This is a genomic window from Nonomuraea fuscirosea (assembly GCF_035917475.1).
Lineage (GTDB): Bacteria > Actinomycetota > Actinomycetes > Streptosporangiales > Streptosporangiaceae > Nonomuraea > Nonomuraea fuscirosea.
In genome coordinates this window covers 513,603-531,936 of record NZ_CP109074.1, presented here as the reverse complement: position 1 = coordinate 531,936, position 18,334 = coordinate 513,603, and the positions used below count along the sequence as shown (strand labels likewise).

Here is an 18,334-nt window from a genome sequence, read left to right as displayed (position 1 = left end):
GGTGCCCGGAGTCAGTCCGCGGCCGCTTCGAGGAAGATCCGCGCCAGTTCGCGCGGCTGGGAGAACATGGGCCAGTGGCCGGTGTCCATCTCGACCAGCCGCCAGTGCCCGCCGGCCAGCAGCTCGGCCACCTCGCCGCTGGGCTCGGCTCCGGCGAGCCGGCACAGGATGTACGTCGCGGGGAGTTCGTCAAGGGGCCGGGGCAGCACGGCGGGTTCGGTCAGCGTGGCGCCCGGGTGCGGCGTCGAGGCGGCCACTATCCGGGCGATCTGCTCATCGGTGAGGCCGTGGCCGTCGAAGTGGGCCGCGGGCGCGACCGGCCAGAATCCTCCGTTCTCGGCGATCAAGGTCCTCATCCGCGCCCCGCCGTCCGGCCAGGCGGAGACGAACGCCTCGCCGTCGGCCGGGACGCTGGCATCGACGAAGACCACGTGGGCGAGCCGGTCACCGATCCGCTGCGCGGCCTGGCCGACGGGGATGCCCGAGTAGCTGTGACCCACCAGGACGACGTCGCGCAGGTCGTGGCGTTCGACCTCGTCCACGATGTCCTGGACGTGGGTCCGCTGCCCGGCCGGCAAACCCCGCTTGTCGGCGAGGCCGGACAGTGTCAGCGGATGAACGCCATGACCGGCCGCGCGCAGCCGCGGCACCACGTCGTCCCATGCCCACGCCCCGAGCCGCGCGCCCGCGACCAGTACGAAATCCCCCATGACCGCACCGTAACGGAGCCGCCCGCCGGACTCCGCTACGCGCCCTGGATCTCCTGGCCGTTCGGGTCCTCGATGGGGGCGCCGGGAGCGTTCCTGCGGACGGTTTCTATGCCGTTCACGCATGCCACCTTGCTCGGGAACCCCTCCCCCACCGCCAGTGTCTGCCCGTTGTTCGCGATCAGCGCGAAACGGTATCCGCCCTGCTCATCCCTACTGATGATGAATCTTCCCGCCATGGTGGCCTCCCCCCGCCATATCGGATCTATCAGAGATTTACCCCCATCTGATGGTGCCGCATGGCCGTGTTGAGCAAACGAAGCCTCGATCTCCTGTCACCATGTTGGGCATGCGTATAGCGGGTTTGATCAGTTCTGCGGTAGTCGCCGTGGTTGTGGGGGTATCCGCTCCCGCCATGGCCGCGGAGGCTCCGAAGGTGGGCGCCAAGGAGGCGTACGTCGTCGATTCCGCCGGAACGGTCCACTTCGGCAAGCGGGAGACGCGGCGGGTCCCGGTGGCCAGCCTGGTCAAGGTCATGACGGCGTACGTCGTGCTGCGCGAGGCCCGGCTGAGCGACACGATCACGATCAGCGCGACCGACGTCAAGTACGCCGCCCGTGGCGGCGCGGCCACGGCGGGGCTGAAGAAGGGCGAGCGGTTCACGGTCAACGACCTGCTGTACGCGCTCATGCTCCCCTCCGGGGCGGACGCGGCCAACGCCCTGGCCCGGCACTACGGCCCCGGCAAGGAGGCGTTCGTCGCCAAGATGAACCGCACCGCCCGCTCGCTCGGCCTGACGAACACCCGCTACACGAACGCGGACGGCATGCCGACTCCCGCCAACGGCGGTTACTCGACGGCCTTCGACCAGGCCAAACTGGCGCAGCACGCACTGGAGAACGGCACGTTCGCCTCCGTCGTGAGCAGCAGGACGCACAAGGTGAGCAAGACGAAGGTGCACCGCAAGCACACCTGGACCAACACCAACAAGCTGCTGTCGCGGGCGGACGGGGTGCTGGGCGTGAAGACCGGCTACACGAACGCGGCGGGGCACTGCCTGCTGTTCGCCGGGGAGCGCAACGGGCGCAAGGTCGTGGGCGTCCTGCTCGACGACCAGAACGAACGCCGCTTCAGCACCGCCGAACGCCTCCTCGACTACGCCGCCGAACAGATCGCCTTCGGCTGACCGACGACGAGCCTCCGGCCTGGTGAACCGACGGCGAGGCCGGGCCATGGTGCGAGGCCCGGGACCGAGGTGAGGCCCGGGACCGAGGCCAGGTCGGGATCCGGGACCGGGGCCAGGTCGAGGCCGGGGTGAGGCCGGGGTGTCGGGGATCAGCTGAAGGTGATGCGGCCGTCGCCCGGGAGGGCGGCCATGCCTCCGGTGGCGCAGTCGAGCAGGGCGGTGGCGGGCGAGATGCCGCCCTGGACGCGTTCTCCCACGAGCAGGCCCGCGGCGACGTCGCCGGTCAGCAGCGTGTCGGCCGGGCGCTGGGCCACGAGGCGGTCGGCGCGGACGCGCAGCCGGGAGGTGCCGACGGGACGGCCGTCGGCGCCGAACCAGGTGATCACCGCCCGGCCGCGCACCTGACGGGCGCTGGTGCAGGACGCCCGCGCCTCGGCCTTCACGACGGCCCAGCCCGAACGCAGGTACGCGGCCGAACCGTCGGGCGACGAGCAGCCGGTGAGCTCAAGATCGGCGCGCGCCGTCACCCGCCGTGGCGTCAGCCCGACCTTGGGCGCGAAGGTCACCGGCCGCCCGGCCGGCGTGGAGACGGCACACGTCAACGCGGCAGCCGGCGCCGGGGCCGACATCGGGGTCCTGGCCACTGCCTGCGCGAGGGCCGGTGGTGGAGCGGGTGCGGGTGCCGGGGCCAGGAGCGGGGTGCCCGCCGTCGTGGCGAGTGCGAGGATGCAGGCCGCGTTCATGGGTCCCCTCTCGACGATGCCGACCGATCACATAGAGTAATCGATCGTTCACAGTGTGCATCATCGGTGGACACCGTTCGACCTCCTTCACCGTGCGCAGGAAGGGGAGTGCACGGACGTCGACCAGGCGGCGCGGGTCCGCCGCGCTCACCATGTGGACTTTCCCGGCGAATGACCGCTCACCGCACATTCGGCGGGTAAGGTGAGGCCGTCACCTCCCCATTAAGGACGACCTCATGGCGGAATTCTTCGAGGTCCATACCACGATCGGAGGCCGCGAGCAGGCGGCCGAGTTGGCTCACGGCATCCTCTTCTCCGGCCTGGCGACGTCGATCGACATCGCTGAGGCGCCCGGTCGCGAGGCGACCGCCTGGCAGCTCACGTGCATCGCGGCCGGCCCGCAGGTCGCCGCCCTGGAGCGGCACATCAGGCGCGCGTCCCCCGACGCGCCCGTCGCGGCCGAGCCGGTCACCCACGACATCGACAGCTACCCCGACTGGCTCACCGACGACCAGGCCTGACCCCCGTCATTCCCACCCCCAGAGCGGCACCTCCCGCAGAGGATGGAGCTGATCGTCGGTCTCGGCGTGGGAGTTCTGCTTGGCCACCTCGGTGCCGAACTCCACGTGCGAGCGCAGGGCGGCCCGGAACGGCTCGTCGTCGGGCAGGCCCGCGCGGTCGGCGGCCGCCATGTACAGCTCGACGAAGCGCAGCCGCTGCTCCTCGGTGATCCGCAGCCCCCGGTGGGCGCGGATGAGCAGCGGGAACCCGCCCATCTCGGCGGAGAAGGTGTCGGGGCCGCCGAAGGTCTCCACCGTGAAGGCGGTCAGATGATCGACGTGGGTGGCCCTGCCCGTGCCGAAGAGCGGCTGGAGCAGCGGGTCGGCCAGCAGGCTGCGGTAGAAGATCTCGATGAACTCGTGCAGCTTGTCCTGGCCGCCCGCGTGCTCGAATAGGGTCTCCATGACTCCAGGGTCACACGCGCGCCTGGGCCGGGCCAGGCTTTCTAGCGGCCGCGACGCTGGAAGGTCCTGGCGCCCGTACGTTGCACCGCGGCCCTGACCAGGCCGAAGATCGCACCCTGCACGGCCGCCGCGACGAGGACCTCCGTCCAGCCGCGATCGAGGTCCTCGGCGTCGGGGGCCTCGTCCTGCCCGGTGGCCAGCGTCCACACCTTCTTGGCGAGCGCGACCGCCAGCGCTCCGCTCGCCAGGCTCATTCCCAGCGCTGTGACCTTCTCTAGGGGCTGCATCCCATCTCCTTACGACGATGTGGTGTGTGCCCGTGCCCCGTGTCACGCTTCTAAACGCGCTTTCCGCCCCTGCTGAGGGCCTCCCGTACGTGGTGGTCAGGAGGGGATCGTCCGCTCCGTGGCGGGCCGCCGGGCGGGGGCGGCGTCGAGGTTGCGGGCCAGCCAGCCGGCCACGAGGGCGAGCACGCCGGGGTCGACCGGCTCGCGCAGGAGGCGGCGGTAGGAGGCGAGCGTGGGCCGCCCGGGGTCGCGGCGCAGGATGTGGGTGAGGTCGGGGACGCGGTGGACCTCCGTCCGGCCCGGCACCAGCCGGCGCACCACGTGCAGATCGTCCGGGTCGACCTGGAGGTCCTTGTCGCCGGTGACGGCCAGGACGGGTACGCGGATGGCGGCGAGGTCGTCGCGGCTGTCGTGGACGAACAGCTCGCGCATCCACCGGGCGTTGACCGGGGCCCCGGCGACGCGGGCCACGTCCGTGCGGGTCTTCTTGATCCGGGCGATCAGGCGACCGGCCAGGGAGGGCAGCAGCGCTCGTAAGGGCGCGGGCAGGCTCTGGGCGACCGAGCGCGCCTGCCTGCGCAGGGCGTCCTCACCCGAGCCCGCGTACCCCGCCAGCAGCACCGCGGCGCGGGCCCCGTGGTGCGCGGCGAGCGCCATGGCGTGGGTCGCGCCCTCGCTGTGGCCGACGACGCCGACGGCCTCGGCCAGGACGGCGGGGTGGGCCCGCAGCGCGCGCAGGGCCGCGGCGGCGTCCTGGCGGTTGCCGACGAAGCCGGCGGCGCGCCAGGCGCCGGGGGTGGCGCCGGTGCCGCGCCGGTCGTAGCGCAGCGTGGCGATGCCCGCCGCCGCCAGCGCCTCCGCCAGCGGCCGGCCGAGGTTCATGGCGGCCTTGCGGGTGTTGCCGTCGCGGTCGAGCGGGCCCGAGCCGTGCAGCAGCAGCACGGCGGGGTACGGGCCCGGCCCGGCGGGGAGGGTCAGGGTGCCGGCCAGGGAGGTTCCGTCGTCCGCCGTCACTGTCATGTCGATCTCGGGCATGGCTGCGCCTTTCCGATTGTTCTCGATTTCGATAATGCTATCAAACATGAGAACATAGGCACATGGCAACCGCACATCATCTGCTCCATCCCGTACGACTGCGCATCATGCAGACCATGCTCGGCGCCGACGAGCTGACCACGGCCCAGTTGCGCGAGCGGCTGCCCGACATCGCCCCGGCCACCATGTACCGGCACGTGGCCGCCCTCACCGAGGCCGGTTTCCTGGAGGTGGTGAGCGAGAGACGGGTCCGCGGCGTGGTCGAACGCGGTTACCGGGTCCGCGGGGACAGGTCGCTCCTGGACGCGGAGGAGCGTTCGAGCATGACCAAGGACGACTATCAGCGCGCCTTCGCCCTGTTCAGCGGGGCTCTGATGGCCGACGTGGACCGCTATCTCGCCCGCGACGACGCCGACCCCGCCCGTGAGGGGCTGCTCTGCCGCCAGGCCGCGGTCTGGCTGAGCGAGGAGGAGTGCGCCGAGCTGGCCGCGGAGATCGAGGCCGTGGTGACCCGCCGCACGGGCAACGGACCCGGCGACGGCCGCACCCGCCACCTCGTCAGCCTCACCGTGGTCCCCGACAAGTCCGCCGCCGGGTCCGGCGACTGACAGGGCGGGACCGCCCGGCCACACGCGACGGTCTCAGACAGTGGTCTCAGCTGGACCGCATCAGCCCATGGCAGGCGATGGCCGCCGCCGCCACGACGTTCAGCGAGTCGACTCCCGCCGCCATCGCCTCCCCGCTCATCGGGATGCACACCGCCTCGTCGGCCTCCTGCAGCCAGTGGGAGGACAGGCCGTCACCCTCGGAGCCGAGCAGCAGCGCCACCCGCTCGGACAGAGCGACCGTGTCGAGCGGGGTGGCCGTCTGGTCGGGGGTCAGGGCGAGGGTCTGGAAGCCGGCCTTGCGCAGGGTGGACAGCCCTTCGAACCAGTCGTCCATGCGCGCGTACGGGATCGAGAAGACCGCGCCCATCGCGACCTTCACCGCCCGGCGGTAGAGCGGGTCCGCGCAGCGCGGCGACAGGACGATGCCGCCGACCCCGAGCGCGGCGGCGCACCTGAAGATCGCCCCCACGTTGGCGTGGTCGACCAGGTCCTCCAGCACCAGCAGGCGACGCACGCCGCCCTCCAGCAGGGTCTCCACGGCGGGCAGCGGGAGGCGTTCCATCGACGCCAGGGCGCCGCGGTGGACCGGGAAGCCCGCGATGCCGGTCATGGTGGCGTCGTCCACCACGTAGACCGTCGCGTCGCCGAGCACGTCCTCCAGGGACGCCAGCCAGCGGCGGGTGGTCAGCACGGAGCGGATCGGGTAGCCGGCGCCGATGGCCCGCCTGATCACCTTCTCGCCCTCGGCGAGGAACAGGCCGCGCTCGGCCTCCAGGCTCTTGCGCAGCTCCACGTCCCTCAGCCGGGTGTAGTCGGTGAGGCGCGGGTCGTCGGCGGCGGTGACGTACTCAAGCACCTTCCGATACTGCCATGCGCCGCCTGACCTGCCAGACGGCCGCGTAGCAGACGAGGACCAGGCACAGGCCGATCACGGTGCCCGCGCCCGTCTTGGTGATGACGCCGGCGATGCCGAACTTCGGGTTGGGCTCGTCCACGAGGGGCCAGAGGAGGGCGCCGGCCACGATGCCGATCGCCGAGCCCGCGAGGACGGTCAGGCGGGTGCGGACGGAGACGCGCAGCCGGTCGGGTACGGGCGCCGCGGGCATCCTGGACAGCCCGCGCCAGGCCCACCACACCACCAGGGCCAGGCCGGTCGCCGACGAGGTGTACTGCAGCAGGCGGAAGAGCCTGATCACGCCGAACACGGAGACGGAGAGCCATGCGCCCCACTCCACGGAGCCGGTGGAGTGGGTGAAGCTGTCCCACAGCACGTGGGTGGCGGCTCCGACCACGGCTCCGGCGAGCATGGGGAGCAGCCGCGGGCGCTCGGGGGTCAGGTGCGCGGCCCGGCCCGCCAGCGCGGGCGGGAGGAGCGAGATCAGCGGGTCGCGCAGGACGAGGTGGAAGAAGGGCAGCAGGATCAGCACCGCGAGCGGGTCGATGGTGACCACGCCGAGCCAGGAGTGCCAGTCCGTGTAGTCGGGCAGGAACGGCAGGAAGATCGGCAGGTCGGGGACCATCGCGCCCATCGCCAGCGCCCACGGATCGACGATCCGGCGCAGCCGGGACGAGGCGATCAGCGGCACGACGGCGGCGATGTGGCTGGGCGTGAACGGCACGAAATCCCCCCGGATCTCCCACTCACCGAAAGCATCGCATCCGGTGATCATTCGGCGATCAAAGGCTCATTATGCGGCCGAAGCTTGACCGTCCTTTGCCGTCATCGGATGAAGTCACGGAGAGCGACGGGTACGGTACAGATCGCTGTCGACGGCCGGATAGCCGGGAGTTCGGGGGTTCATGGTGCCTGATCAGCGAATTCATGAGCATCCGGCCGCGTCAGCCGAGTGGCTGCGCGCCGCGCGGGCCGCTCGTTCGCTCTCGGTGTGCACGCTGGTCTGGCTCGGCGTGGAGAGCACGCTCGGCCTGGCGGCGGGCCTGGCCGCGCATTCGGTCGCGCTCATCGGCTGGGGCCTGACCGCGCTGGTCGAGGCGGTGGCCAGCCTGATCGTGGTGTGGCGGTTCACCGGCGCCCGTACGCTGTCGTCCAGCGCCGAGAGCACCGCGCGGCGGCTGGTGGCGCTGAGCTTCTGGCTGCTGGCCCCCTATCTGATCGTCCACGTCGCGCACGACCTGGACGCGGGCCACCGGGCGACGCCGAGCGCGCTCGGGATCGTGGTGACCTCGCTCAGCCTGGCCGGCATGCCGGCGCTGGGCCTGGCCAAGCGGCGGCTCGGCAGGCGGCTGGCCTCGGCCGCCACCTCGGGCGAGGGCACGCAGAACCTCATCTGCGCGGCCATGGCCGCGGGCGTGCTGGCGGGCCTGTGGCTCAACACGATGGGTCTGTGGTGGGTGGATCCGGTGGTGGCGGTGGTGCTGGCGGTGGTCGCCGTACGGGAGGGTAAGCGCGCCTGGGGCGGTCACACTTGTTGCCATTGACCGCAACACTCGGTAATCGCCGCACCAAAAGGGCTGTTTTGCCACACATACTGCACCGAGTATCGTTCCCGGAGTATTGCGGAGCATCTCCCGCTAGGGTCTCCGGAAGGTCTCAAGCAACCTAAGAGGACATCGTGGGGCGACACCGCACAGACGAGCTCGACGACGGCTACCGAGCCAGCGAACCCCCTCCCCGCAGGCGGTCCAAGAACAGCCGCGGCAGAGTGCTCGTTCCGCTGGCCGGAGCGGTCGCCATGGCCGTGCTCCTCGGTGTCGCAGCCTTCGTGATCTTCAACAGAGACCACGACTGCACGGCCGGCAAGCTGGCGCTGCGCGTGGTGGCCACGCCGGACATCCAGCCCGCGCTGAACAAGATCGCCGGCAACTACAACAAGGCCATGCACTCGATCGACAGCAAGTGCGTCGAGGTGTCGGTGACCAAGGAGGCGGCGGCCAGGACCGCGAACGCGCTGGCGGCGGGCAAGTCCAAGGCCGACTTCTGGGTGGCCGATTCCAGCCTGCTCATGGAGAGCATGCGCGCGACCTCCGGCAAGGACACGCTGCCGCAGGTGGAGGGCTCGATCGCGAGCTCCCCCGTGGTGCTGGCGGCGGCGAAGGCGTCGGCCGAGAAGCTGTCGGGGGCGCTGCAGCCGAGCTGGACCGCCATGATCTCCGCGGCGAACGTGGCCAACGTGGACGGCCCCGGCAGGAAGGTCCGGGTGCTCGCGCTCGACCCGCAGAAGAACTCCGCCGGTCTGGCGGCGCTGCTGGCCGCGGCCGGCACGGCCAAGGAGGCCGGACAGGACAAGGCGCTGGTGGGCGCGCTGAAGGAGCTGTCGGGCCAGCTCGCGCCCGACTCGAACGCGCTGCTGGCCAGCCTCACGGTCAAGTCCGGCAGCAGGGTGCCGGTGGGCGTCACCACCGAGCAGGCCATCCACGCGCACAACACCAAGAAGCCCGAGGCCCCGGTGGTCGCCCTCTATCCCAAGGAGGGCACGCTCAGCCTCGACTACCCCGTCACGATCCTGACCAAGGACACGGGCGTGCTGAAGGCCGCGACGGACTTCAAGCAGGAACTCTCCTCGGAGTCGGCCAAGAAGGTCCTGCGCGCGGCCGGGTTCCGCAGCGCGGACGGCAAGGCCGGCGACGCGCTGTCGGAGGACAAGGGCTTCACCCCGGAGGCCCCGGTGGCGCTGGACCCGCCGGACGGCGCGACCGTGACGCGGATGGTGCAGACCTGGACCAGACTGAACCTGGGCAGCCGCCTGCTGACCCTGCTCGACGTCTCGGGGACGATGGCGCTGCCCGTGCCCGGCACCGGCATGACGCGCATGCAGGCGATCAACAAGATCGCCGCCGAGGGCCTCGGGCTCTTCCCCGCCGGATCCGAGATCGGCCTGTGGACGTTCTCCACGCACCTGGACGGCAAGGGCAAGGACTGGAAGGAGAACGTCCCCGTCGGGCCGCTCAGCGAGTCGATCAACGGGGCGCTGCGCAAGGACGTGATGGCCAGCACGCTCGCCCAGATGCGGGCCAAGGCCACGGGCGACACCGGGCTGAACGACACGGTCAAGGCGGCCTACGGGCAGCTGACGAAGACGTACCAGCAGGACAAGGTCAACACCCTGCTGATCCTCACCGACGGCGCGGGCAACGACGACCCCGACGGCGGCGTGAAGAACTCCGAGATCATCCAGTACCTGACCAAGACCTACAACCCGAAGCGGCCGATCTCCATCCTGCTCATCGCGTTCGGACCGGACGCCAAGAAGGGCAAGAAGCAGATGGAGACCCTGGCCAAGGCCACGGGCGGCGAGGCGTACATCGCCGAGAACATCCTCCAGGTCCGCGACTTCTTCCTCCAGGGCATGGAGCGCCGCCTCTGCACGCCCAACTGCGACGGGTGATTTCCCCCCTTCATGCCCATTGGGCATGAAGGGCGAACCGGCCTGTTGACGGCCGCGTCCTCTCCGCGTGGGGCCGAAGCGCCTGTGCTACCCGCGGGGAGGGAAATCCGTGCCTGGATGGCCGACCGTCGATCGTGCCGCCGATCAGCAGCTCGTCGAAGCGCTGAGCCGGACGGAGACCGATGCTCCCGCCAAGCTGTACGACTCCTACGCCGAGCGGCTGCACGACTACGCCTTCTCCCTGGCCGGGGCGGACGACCTGGCCGCCGACGCGGTGCACGACGCGCTGGTCACCGCGCAGGAATGCGTCAGCCGGCTCAAGGACCCGGGCCGGCTGCGGCCCTGGCTGTACGCGCTGACCAGGTTCCAGGTACGCGCCAGGCTGGCCCGCCGCCCCGGCACCCCCGCCGGCGGCCTGCCGCTGCCCGAGCTGGACGAGCACGAGGACCCCGAGCTGGCCGACCTGGTCCACGAGACGCTGGGCGAGCTGAGCGGCGGCGAGCGCGAGGTGCTCGAACTCTCGCTGCGTCACGACCTGACCCCCGCGGAGGTCGCCGCGGTGCTCGGCCTGACCTCCCGGCAGGCGGCTGCCAGGCTCGGCCGGGCCCGCGACCACCTGGAGATCGCCGCCGCGGCCGTGGTGCTGGCCAGGGTCGGCCGGGCGCACTGCCCCGACCTGTCGGCGATGGTGGACTCGTGGGAGGGCCCGCTCACCCCGCTGCTGCGCCGGCGGCTGTCGGGGCACATCGGCGGGTGCGAGGTGTGCACCGAGCGGCGGCACCGGCAGGTCTCGGCCGCGCGGCTGCTGGACATGGTGCCGGTGGCCTACCCGAGGATCTCGCTGCGCCGCCGGGTGATCGACACGTGCGTCAAGCCCGAGCTGGACCAGACGCGCGTGCTGATCACCGACCTGGGCGACAACTTCGACCGGACCGGGTTCCCGGTGCCGGCCGACCGCCGCTCGCGCCGCCGCCGGCCGCGCCGTGTGGGGCCGCTCGTGCTGGCCGGCGTCTGCCTGCTGGCCGCCACGGGAGCCATGGTGGTGATCAACGGCGGTGAGTCCTCCGACACCACCGCGCTGCGTCCGGCCCCCTCCCCCACGCTTCCCGTCGAGGAGAGCCCGGCGCCGGAGCCGTACGAGGAAGACGAGGACGAGCCCGAGCCGACGCCGACTCCGAGCCGGACCCGCACGCCGGACGCGCCGCCCGCCGTGACGCGGCCGGGCAACCGACTGGGCACCAGGCCGGCCACCGGGCGCTCCACCCGCCCCGCGCCCACCCGGCGCAGGGCGGCCCCCGGCGCCAGGCTCGGCGCCTCGTGCCCGGACGGGATCGACGGCGCGGCCAAGATCGGGCTGAACGCCCGCAACGCCGCCGTCTCCTGGGTGGCCACGGCCTCGCAGGGTCTGGACGTGTTCCCGGCCAGCGGGTCCATCAAGCGAGGCGCCTCGGTGACGCTCATGGTCACGGTCGTCGACCCGACCGGATCGGGCCGCGGCCGCGTCGCCTTCACCTCGAACGGCGGCACCGCCACCTGCTCGCTCTCCTGGCGCGGCCAGGAACTCCCGAACGCCTCCGACCCGCCCACCGACGAGCCGACGGTCACCGGGGAGCCGACCTCGAGCCCCGATTCACCCGACCAGGAGCTGCGGACGTCCTCGACGAGCGAGCCGCTGCACGACTGATGGGCAAAGTGGATGAAAATTCACAGTAGATCCACAGGATTGATCGACAAACAGGCATAATTCGGGCCCTGAGTCGAAGATCCTAGGCCACATAGGGCATCCTGGTGTGCTTGGGGACGGCGTCGGGGCAGACGATCTCTTGACCGTGTGTTTAACGTCACACGAAGAAGTCTCCGCCTGCGGTAAACCGGAGTGCGTCGCCAAGCGTCGGCATTGACGTGTCCACGCGCGGATTGGTCCCATGAACTGCGATCAAACGCGCTCGACCAGTAGGAGCGGGAGATAAACAGGAATGCTCAAGCAGCACCGCAGAGCGCTGGCCTGGCTGGTGGCGCTCGCCTGCATCGCGGGAGCGGTCATCGCGCTGTTCGACATCGAGACGCCGCTGCGCCCGTTCCTGATCTCCCTGTTTCTTCTGGTGGTTCCAGGGGCGGCAGTGGTGGGACTGTTGCGTGATCGTGATCCCCTTGCCGCACTATCAGTAGGAGCCGCCGCAAGTCTCGTACTGAACGTGCTCCTAGCCGAGGCCATGCTGCTGTTCAACGCGTGGTCACCCCGAGCCGGCGTCGCGACGGTAGCCGTGCTCGGAGGGTTCATGTACGTGCTTCGCGTGTTGTACCGGGGGAAGAACATGCAGACCGAACAGGGGGCCAGGGCAAGGTGAACATCCAGGTAGTTCGGCCGGGAGAGCTCGGAGACGCCGAGCGCGCCCGCTGGCGGGAGTTGCAGAAGGCCGACCCGAGTCTGGACAACCCGTTCCTGTCGGTCGAGTTCGCCGTGGCGATGGACCGCTTGCGCGACTACGTGAGGGTGGCGGTCGTCTCCGATGGCGGCGGCATCAAGGGATTCTTCCCGTACGAGCGGCACAGCTTCGGCATCGGCAAGCCGCTCGGCGGCTTCCTCACCACCTGCCACGGCCTGATCGCCGAGCAGGACCTGCGGCTCGACGCCAAGGCCCTGCTGCGCGCCTGCAAGCTCAGCGTCTTCGACTTCGACCACCTGGTCGCGGGGCAGCCGACGTTCGCGCCCTATGAGACCGACGTCAGGCCCGCGCCGGTGATGGACTTCACCGCCGGCTTCGACGCCTGGCTCGAACAGGTCAAGTCCAACTCGCCGAAGAACCTCAAGACCGTCCGCTACAAGGAGCGGAAGTTCGGCAGGGAGCAGGGCGGGCTGCGCTTCGAGTGGTCCTCGGCCGATCCCGAGGTGCTGCGGACGTTGCTCAACTGGAAGTCCGACCAGTACCGCAGGACCGGCCGGGTCGACCGGTTCGCCCAGCCGTGGATCGTCGAGCTGACCGACATGATGCATGCCGAGAACTCATCGGACTTCGCGGGCGTCCTGACCATGCTGTATGCCGGGGACGTCCCGGTGGCCGGGCATTTCGGCCTCCGTACGGCGACCACGCTTGTAGGGTGGTTCCCCGCCTACGACACCGAGTTCGGCCGCTATTCGCCGGGCATCGTCCACCATCTCCAGATGGCCGAGGCCGCCGCGAACGCCGGTCTGCACATGGTCGACATGGGCAAGGGCGGCAAGGAGTACAAGGACTGGCTCAAGAGCGGCGTCCTCTACGTCGCCGAAGGCCGCATCTCGAGACCGTCCCCGGCGGCGACGGTTCACTGGATGGGCCGAACTCCTTTCAACAAAGCTCGAACAATTGTCATGGATCGGCCGTCTCTCTATAGGGCAGCCGACCGTGTACTCAAGGGTTTCGGTCGGGTGCGCAGTTCCATGCAGCAACAGGAGTCACCCAACACGTAACCCAGAACCGACGGAGCGCCCGCGTTCCGCCCCCGAATACCCCCGGCACAGCACACCCTCACACGCACAGGACCCTTCGATGCACCGTTCGCCGGCTTCGCCATTCCCGCAGCACCCGGGGATGACACCGTCCGGTCCGCACCGAAGGGCCCCGGAAGGATTTCCCTCGCCATGAGTCCCGAGATCACCAAGCACAACGGCAAGGTTCACTCCTCGCCCCTCCGCTCGATGCCGCCGCCTTCGAGCTTCACGCCCGTGACGCCGCACCTGGCCATCTCCCCGACGGTCAGCGTCGTCGTCCCGGCGATGAACGAGGCCGAGAACCTGCCGCACGTGTTCGCCACCATCCCGCAGTGGGTGGACGAGATCGTGCTCGTCGACGGCAACTCCGTCGACGACACGGTGGCCGTGGCCAGACGGCTGCGGCCCAACGTGAAAGTCGTGACGCAGACCGGAAAGGGCAAGGGCGACGCCCTGTCCGCCGGCTTCGCCGCGTGCACCAGCGACATCATCGTGATGATCGACGCCGACGGCTCCACCGACGGCCGCGAGATCATCAACTTCGTCGGGGCACTCGTGACCGGCGCCGACTTCGTCAAGGGCTCGCGCTACGCCGCCGGGGGTGGCAGCGACGACCTGACGATCAACCGGCGGCTCGGCAACAAGGTGCTCACCGGCATCGTCAACGTGATGTACCGCACCCAGTACACCGACCTGTGCTACGGCTACAACGCCTTCTGGGCCCGCCACCTTGACACGCTCGACCTCGACTGCGACGGCTTCGAGGTGGAGACGCTGATGAACGTGCGGGCGGCCAAGGCCGGGTTGAAGGTGCACGAGGTGCCGAGTCACGAGCGCAACCGCATCCACGGCGAGAGCAACCTTCACGTCGTACGAGATGGCTTCCGCGTGCTCAAGACCATCCTGAAGGAGTGGCGTCGCCAGCCCGCTCCCCCTCAGCCTGAGCCCGCCGCCACTCCCGCCGCTGACCGAGGCGTCGCATAAAAAAGAGGACCGTTGTGAACACGTCTGTTGTCATCTGCGTCTACACCGACGAGCGGTGGGAGGACATCAGGCAGGCAGTCGAGTCGGTCGAGAACCAGACACGCCCGGCACACGAGCTGATCCTGGTGGTCGACCACAACCCGGACCTGCACCTCAAGCTGAAGCGCGAGTACCCGCAGGCCATCGTGGTGGAGAACACGCACGAGCAGGGGTTGTCAGGAGGCAAGAACACCGGTGTGGCCACGGCCGACGGTGAGATCGTGGCCTTCCTCGACGACGACGCGGTCGCCGACGCCGGGTGGCTGGAGGCTTTGGAGGAGGGCTTCCAGGAACCCGGCGTGGTGGGCGTCGGCGGCCGGACCGACCCCTTGTGGGCGTCGGGCCGGCGGCCGCGCTGGTTCCCGTACGAGTTCGACTGGACGGTCGGCTGCACCTACCGCGGCATGCCCGCGGTCAGGGCGCCGATCCGCAACGTCATGGGCGGCAACGCCGCCTTCCTGCGCGACGCCGTGTCCGAGGTGGGCGGGTTCCACAGCGGCATCGGGCGCAGCGTGCAGGGCCGCAAGTCGCGCCCGCTGGGCTGCGAGGAGACCGAGTTCTGCATCAGGCTGAGCCAGCGCAGGCCGGGCTCGGTGATGCTGTTCGAGCCGCGCGCGGTGATCGGGCACAAGGTGTCCAAGGTGCGCGAGCGGTTCGCCTACTTCAGGTCCAGGTGTTACGCGGAGGGGCTGTCGAAGGCCCTGGTGACGCGCGAGGTGGGCACCCAGGACGGGCTGTCCAGCGAGCGGGCGCACGCGATGAAGACGCTGCCGCTCGGCGCGCTGCGCGGGCTCGGCGAGGCGCTGCGTGGCGACGTCGGCGGTCTCGGCCGGGCCGCCGCGATCGTCATCGGGCTGGCCTGGACGACCTGGGGTTACGTCGTCGGTTCCGTACGGCTGAAGGCGGCACGATCATGATCCGCGTACCGATCCTGATGTACCACTCGGTCACCGACGCGCCCAACGACGAGACCAGGCCGCACGCGGTCCGGCCGTCCGACCTGGCCGAGCAGCTCGCCTACCTGTCCGAGAGCGGCTTCACCCCGCTCACGCTGGGCGACCTGGTGGCCTCACTCAACAAGAACAACGGCCGCTCGGTGCCGGACAAGCCGATCGTGGTGACGTTCGACGACGGCTACGCCGACTTCCACAGCCACGCGCTGCCCCTGCTCGAACGCTACAACTTCCCCGCCACGGTCTTCCTGACCAGCGGCTGGGTGTCCGACGCGGGCCAGGACGCCGCGGGCAGGGCGCTGGACGACATGCTGTCCTGGGGCCAGGCGCGCGAGGCCGCCCAGACCGGCATCGAGATCGGCGGCCACAGCCACAGCCATCCGCAGCTCGACCAGCTCCGCATGGAGGACCTGCGGCAGGAGCTGCGCAAGAACAAGGGCCTGCTGGAGGAGAAGATCGGCGCGCCGGTCGCCACCATGGCCTACCCCTACGGGTATTCGAGCGCCCGCGTCCGCCGCGAGGTGCGCAAGGCCGGCTACTTCGCCGCCTGCGCCGTGAGCAACACGATCGCCGCGGACCGGCACGACATGCTCGCCATCCCCCGGTTGACGGTCGGCAAGGGCACGACCATCAACATGTTCAAGCGCGCCGTAGAAGGCAACGCCGTACCCCTCATCTACCTGCGCGAGCGCATCCTCACCAAGGGGTACGCGGTCGTGCGCAGGACGAGGTACGGGCTGCAGCGGGTGCGCGGAAATGTCTAGCGTCTGGGCGAAGGTCCGCACCGACCTGCGTAACCCGCTGTTCCGCCAGGGCTACGCGCTCATGGCCAACACCGTCGTCACCGGCGTGCTGGGCATGGGCTACTGGCTGCTGGCCGCCCACTTCTACACGCCCGAGGAGTTCGGCCGCGGCCAGGCGGTGATCACGGCGATGCGGCTGTTCGCGTCGCTGACCGCGCTGGGGTTCGTCGGCGCGCTGGCCCGCTTCCTGCCGGTGGCGGGCCGCCGCACGCCCGAGCTCATCCTGCGCGGGTACGGCCTGGCCGCCGCCACGGGCGGGGTCGCGGCGCTCGGCTTCCTGCTCACGCTGCCGCTGTGGGGGCAGACCTACCAGGTGCTCGGCGGGTTCGGGCCCGGCCTGTTCTTCCTGGCCTCCGTCGTGGTGTGGGCCGTGTTCACGCTGCAGGACGTGGTGCTGACCGGGTTGCGCCGGGCCACGTTCGTGCCCATGAACAACCTGATCTTCGGCCTGGTCAAGATGGGGCTGCTGGTCGCCCTGGCGGGCGCGCTGCCCTCGGGCGGCGTCTTCGTCTCGTGGGTGATTCCGACCGCGCTCGCGCTGATCCCGGTCAACTGGCTGATCTTCGGCGTCGTGGTGCCCCGGCACCTCAAGCAGGCCGCCCCCGTCCACGAGCCGCCCCGGCTGCGGGAGGTCGGCCGGTTCCTGGCGGGCGACTTCCCCGGCACGCTGTCGATCCTGGCGATCGTCTACCTGGTGCCCGTGGTGGTCGCCACGCAGGTCGGCGAGGCCACGTTCGGGCGCTTCTCGATGGCGCACACGCTGGCCAGCATGATCGAGCTGCTGGCCATGAACATGGCGGTGTCGCTGACCGTCGAGGGTTCTTTGGATCGCGCCAAACTGGCCGACAACTGCCGGCGGGCGTTGCGGCGGGCGTTCATGATCGTCACTCCGATCATCGCGGTGGCGATCCTCGGGGCGCCGCTGATCCTGCGCATCTTCGGCTCGGAGTTCGCCGAGGAGGGCACGACGCTGCTGCGGCTGATGGCGCTGGCCGTGCTGCCGCGGGTGTTGATCGAGGTCTATCTGAGCGCGCTGCGGGCGCAGAGCAAGGCGCGGACGCTCGCGGCCGTCCAGATCGGGCTGGCGGTGGCCGTGCTGGTGTCCACCCTGGCGCTCTTCCCGTACTTCGGGGTGAACGCGGTGGGGTACGGATTGCTTCTCAGCGAGGTGCTCGTCGCACTTTTGATCTTCGGAAATCTTCGCAGAGTTCTCAAATATGGCGAAAGCGGCAGGCCGACTGTCACCCAGGGGTCGTCCGGGGCCGCATGATGGTCAACGTGAGGCAACGGGACGGCGATGGCATGACAACGGGGGGCACCGGCTCCTCGGACGTGCGCGGGGACGACGTACGTGAGGACGTGCGCGCGGACAAGGAGGAGTCAGACGTGCCCTTCGATCCGGAAGCTACGGGAGTCATCCCGAAGCTGACGTTCGACTCTCCGCCGGCAGGCGAGGGTTCCGGCGCGGCTGACGACTCCACCAAGAGCACCGCCGACTCTTCACGAGACGCTGACTCCCCCACGAACCCCGCCGTCTCTTCCGGCAGTTCCGGCGGCTCCGGCAGCTCCGGCGACGACGGTTCCGCGCCGAGCGCCGACCAGACCACGGCGATCCGGCTGCCGTCGCTGCACATCGGTCATCCGCCTACGGGGCGGGCCGGCGACGACGCGGCGGTCCCCACCCGGCCCGGGCCGCGCTCCCAGCCGCCCAGCGGGCCGCAGACGGCCGGAGGGAAGCCGGGGGCCAGTGGGGCGCAGGCGACCACTGCGACGAAGCCAGGCGCGCCTTCACAGCCGCCCAGCACCCCTCGGCCGATCGGCCCCAAGCCGTCCGCCCCTCAGTCGACCGGCCCCAAGCCGTCCAGCCCTCAGTCGACCGGCCCTCAGCCGTCCGGTGACGCCGAGCCGGCCGGCGGTTCCCGTCCCGCCACCGGCCCGAGATCGGAAGCCCCGCGCCCGCCTGGTGGCACCGGCGCCAAGCCCGGAACGCCCGCGAAGCCCGGGACCCCCGCCAAGCCCGGGACGCCCGCCAAGGGCTCGACCGGCACGCCTTCGACGACCGCCGCATCCGCGGCGACGGGCTCCCCCGCCGGCGCGCCCCCGAAGAGCGCGACTCCGGCGCAGGCACGACCGGGCACGGCCAGCCCGGTAGCCGGAACCCAGCCGATGAAGGTCCAGCCCACCGACACCCCGACCACCGGCGGCCCGG

At 70.5% G+C, this 18,334-nt stretch carries 20 protein-coding genes; 12 read left to right on the top strand and 8 right to left on the bottom strand.

Features of this window, described 5'->3' with window-relative positions:
• Nucleotides 1–11 precede the first annotated feature (11 nt).
• Both OIE67_RS02485 and OIE67_RS02480 read right to left on the bottom strand, forming a co-directional pair.
• A complete protein-coding gene (locus OIE67_RS02485) occupies nt 12–710 on the bottom strand; it encodes an alpha/beta fold hydrolase (protein WP_326636223.1) in 699 nt (232 codons plus the stop codon).
• 35 nt (nt 711–745) lie between these two features.
• Nucleotides 746–946, bottom strand: a complete 201-nt coding sequence (locus OIE67_RS02480; RefSeq protein WP_326636221.1) for a YegP family protein — start codon at nt 944–946, stop codon at nt 746–748.
• A 176-nt stretch (nt 947–1,122) separates the two neighbouring features.
• Here OIE67_RS02480 and OIE67_RS02475 point away from each other — a divergent pair, with 176 nt between their 5' ends.
• The gene (locus OIE67_RS02475) at nt 1,123–1,893 is read left to right on the top strand and encodes a D-alanyl-D-alanine carboxypeptidase family protein (protein WP_326636219.1); all 771 of its coding nucleotides are present in this window, start codon (nt 1,123–1,125) and stop codon (nt 1,891–1,893) included.
• A gap of 149 nt (nt 1,894–2,042) precedes the next feature.
• Here the strand turns inward: OIE67_RS02475 and OIE67_RS02470 are convergent, their stop codons facing one another.
• Entirely contained in the window at nt 2,043–2,636 is a 594-nt protein-coding gene (locus OIE67_RS02470) for a hypothetical protein (RefSeq protein WP_326636217.1), read from the bottom strand.
• A 236-nt stretch (nt 2,637–2,872) separates the two neighbouring features.
• On the opposite strand from OIE67_RS02470, the gene OIE67_RS02465 reads away from it, so the two are divergent.
• A complete protein-coding gene (locus OIE67_RS02465) occupies nt 2,873–3,157 on the top strand; it encodes a hypothetical protein (protein WP_326636215.1) in 285 nt (94 codons plus the stop codon).
• 6 nt (nt 3,158–3,163) lie between these two features.
• On the opposite strand, the gene OIE67_RS02460 is transcribed toward OIE67_RS02465, so the two are convergent.
• From OIE67_RS02460 to OIE67_RS02450, 3 genes are all read right to left on the bottom strand, one after another.
• Entirely contained in the window at nt 3,164–3,601 is a 438-nt protein-coding gene (locus OIE67_RS02460) for a group II truncated hemoglobin (protein WP_326636213.1), read from the bottom strand.
• Nucleotides 3,602–3,642: 41 nt separating this feature from the next.
• Nucleotides 3,643–3,888 (bottom strand): DUF4235 domain-containing protein, encoded by a 246-nt coding sequence (locus tag OIE67_RS02455; RefSeq protein WP_106249091.1) that lies wholly within the window; start codon nt 3,886–3,888, stop codon nt 3,643–3,645.
• Between the two features lie 96 nt (nt 3,889–3,984).
• Nucleotides 3,985–4,923 carry an alpha/beta hydrolase gene (locus OIE67_RS02450; RefSeq protein WP_326636210.1) on the bottom strand — a complete coding sequence of 313 codons (939 nt, stop codon included), beginning with the start codon at nt 4,921–4,923 and terminating at the stop codon, nt 3,985–3,987.
• 62 nt (nt 4,924–4,985) lie between these two features.
• On the opposite strand from OIE67_RS02450, the gene OIE67_RS02445 reads away from it, so the two are divergent.
• Nucleotides 4,986–5,531, top strand: coding sequence for a helix-turn-helix domain-containing protein (locus OIE67_RS02445; protein WP_326636208.1), 546 nt, complete (start codon nt 4,986–4,988; stop codon nt 5,529–5,531).
• Between the two features lie 46 nt (nt 5,532–5,577).
• Here the strand turns inward: OIE67_RS02445 and OIE67_RS02440 are convergent, their stop codons facing one another.
• Both OIE67_RS02440 and OIE67_RS02435 read right to left on the bottom strand, forming a co-directional pair.
• A complete protein-coding gene (locus OIE67_RS02440) occupies nt 5,578–6,387 on the bottom strand; it encodes a TrmH family RNA methyltransferase (RefSeq protein ID WP_326636206.1) in 810 nt (269 codons plus the stop codon).
• Nucleotides 6,380–7,150, bottom strand: coding sequence for a DUF4184 family protein (locus OIE67_RS02435; RefSeq protein WP_326636204.1), 771 nt, complete (start codon nt 7,148–7,150; stop codon nt 6,380–6,382). Before OIE67_RS02435 ends, OIE67_RS02440 begins: the two co-directional genes overlap by 8 nt.
• 181 nt (nt 7,151–7,331) lie before the next feature.
• Between OIE67_RS02435 and OIE67_RS02430 the strand changes: the two genes are divergently transcribed.
• The 9 genes from OIE67_RS02430 (at nt 7,332) to OIE67_RS02390 (ending at nt 17,395) form a co-directional block, all read left to right on the top strand.
• Nucleotides 7,332–7,970, top strand: coding sequence for a cation diffusion facilitator family transporter (locus tag OIE67_RS02430; RefSeq protein WP_326636202.1), 639 nt, complete (start codon nt 7,332–7,334; stop codon nt 7,968–7,970).
• Nucleotides 7,971–8,104: 134 nt separating this feature from the next.
• On the top strand, nt 8,105–9,877 hold the full coding sequence (locus OIE67_RS02425) for a substrate-binding domain-containing protein (RefSeq protein ID WP_326636200.1): 1,773 nt from the start codon (nt 8,105–8,107) through the stop codon (nt 9,875–9,877).
• A 109-nt stretch (nt 9,878–9,986) separates the two neighbouring features.
• Complete coding sequence (locus OIE67_RS02420; protein ID WP_326636198.1) at nt 9,987–11,561, top strand: RNA polymerase sigma factor; 1,575 nt, start codon at nt 9,987–9,989, stop codon at nt 11,559–11,561.
• Nucleotides 11,562–11,853: 292 nt separating this feature from the next.
• Nucleotides 11,854–12,225 (top strand): hypothetical protein, encoded by a 372-nt coding sequence (locus OIE67_RS02415; protein ID WP_106249078.1) that lies wholly within the window; start codon nt 11,854–11,856, stop codon nt 12,223–12,225.
• Complete coding sequence (locus OIE67_RS02410; protein ID WP_326636195.1) at nt 12,222–13,325, top strand: GNAT family N-acetyltransferase; 1,104 nt, start codon at nt 12,222–12,224, stop codon at nt 13,323–13,325. The genes OIE67_RS02415 and OIE67_RS02410 overlap by 4 nt, the downstream gene beginning before the upstream one ends.
• A 171-nt stretch (nt 13,326–13,496) precedes the next feature.
• Nucleotides 13,497–14,330, top strand: coding sequence for a glycosyltransferase family 2 protein (locus OIE67_RS02405; protein ID WP_106249075.1), 834 nt, complete (start codon nt 13,497–13,499; stop codon nt 14,328–14,330).
• A 14-nt stretch (nt 14,331–14,344) separates the two neighbouring features.
• Complete coding sequence (locus OIE67_RS02400) at nt 14,345–15,286, top strand: glycosyltransferase family 2 protein (RefSeq protein WP_106249074.1); 942 nt, start codon at nt 14,345–14,347, stop codon at nt 15,284–15,286.
• Nucleotides 15,283–16,086, top strand: a complete 804-nt coding sequence (locus OIE67_RS02395) for a polysaccharide deacetylase family protein (protein ID WP_106249072.1) — start codon at nt 15,283–15,285, stop codon at nt 16,084–16,086. Before OIE67_RS02400 ends, OIE67_RS02395 begins: the two co-directional genes overlap by 4 nt.
• Nucleotides 16,079–17,395 carry a lipopolysaccharide biosynthesis protein gene (locus OIE67_RS02390; RefSeq protein ID WP_106249071.1) on the top strand — a complete coding sequence of 439 codons (1,317 nt, stop codon included), beginning with the start codon at nt 16,079–16,081 and terminating at the stop codon, nt 17,393–17,395. The genes OIE67_RS02395 and OIE67_RS02390 overlap by 8 nt, the downstream gene beginning before the upstream one ends.
• Nucleotides 17,396–18,334 lie beyond the last annotated feature (939 nt).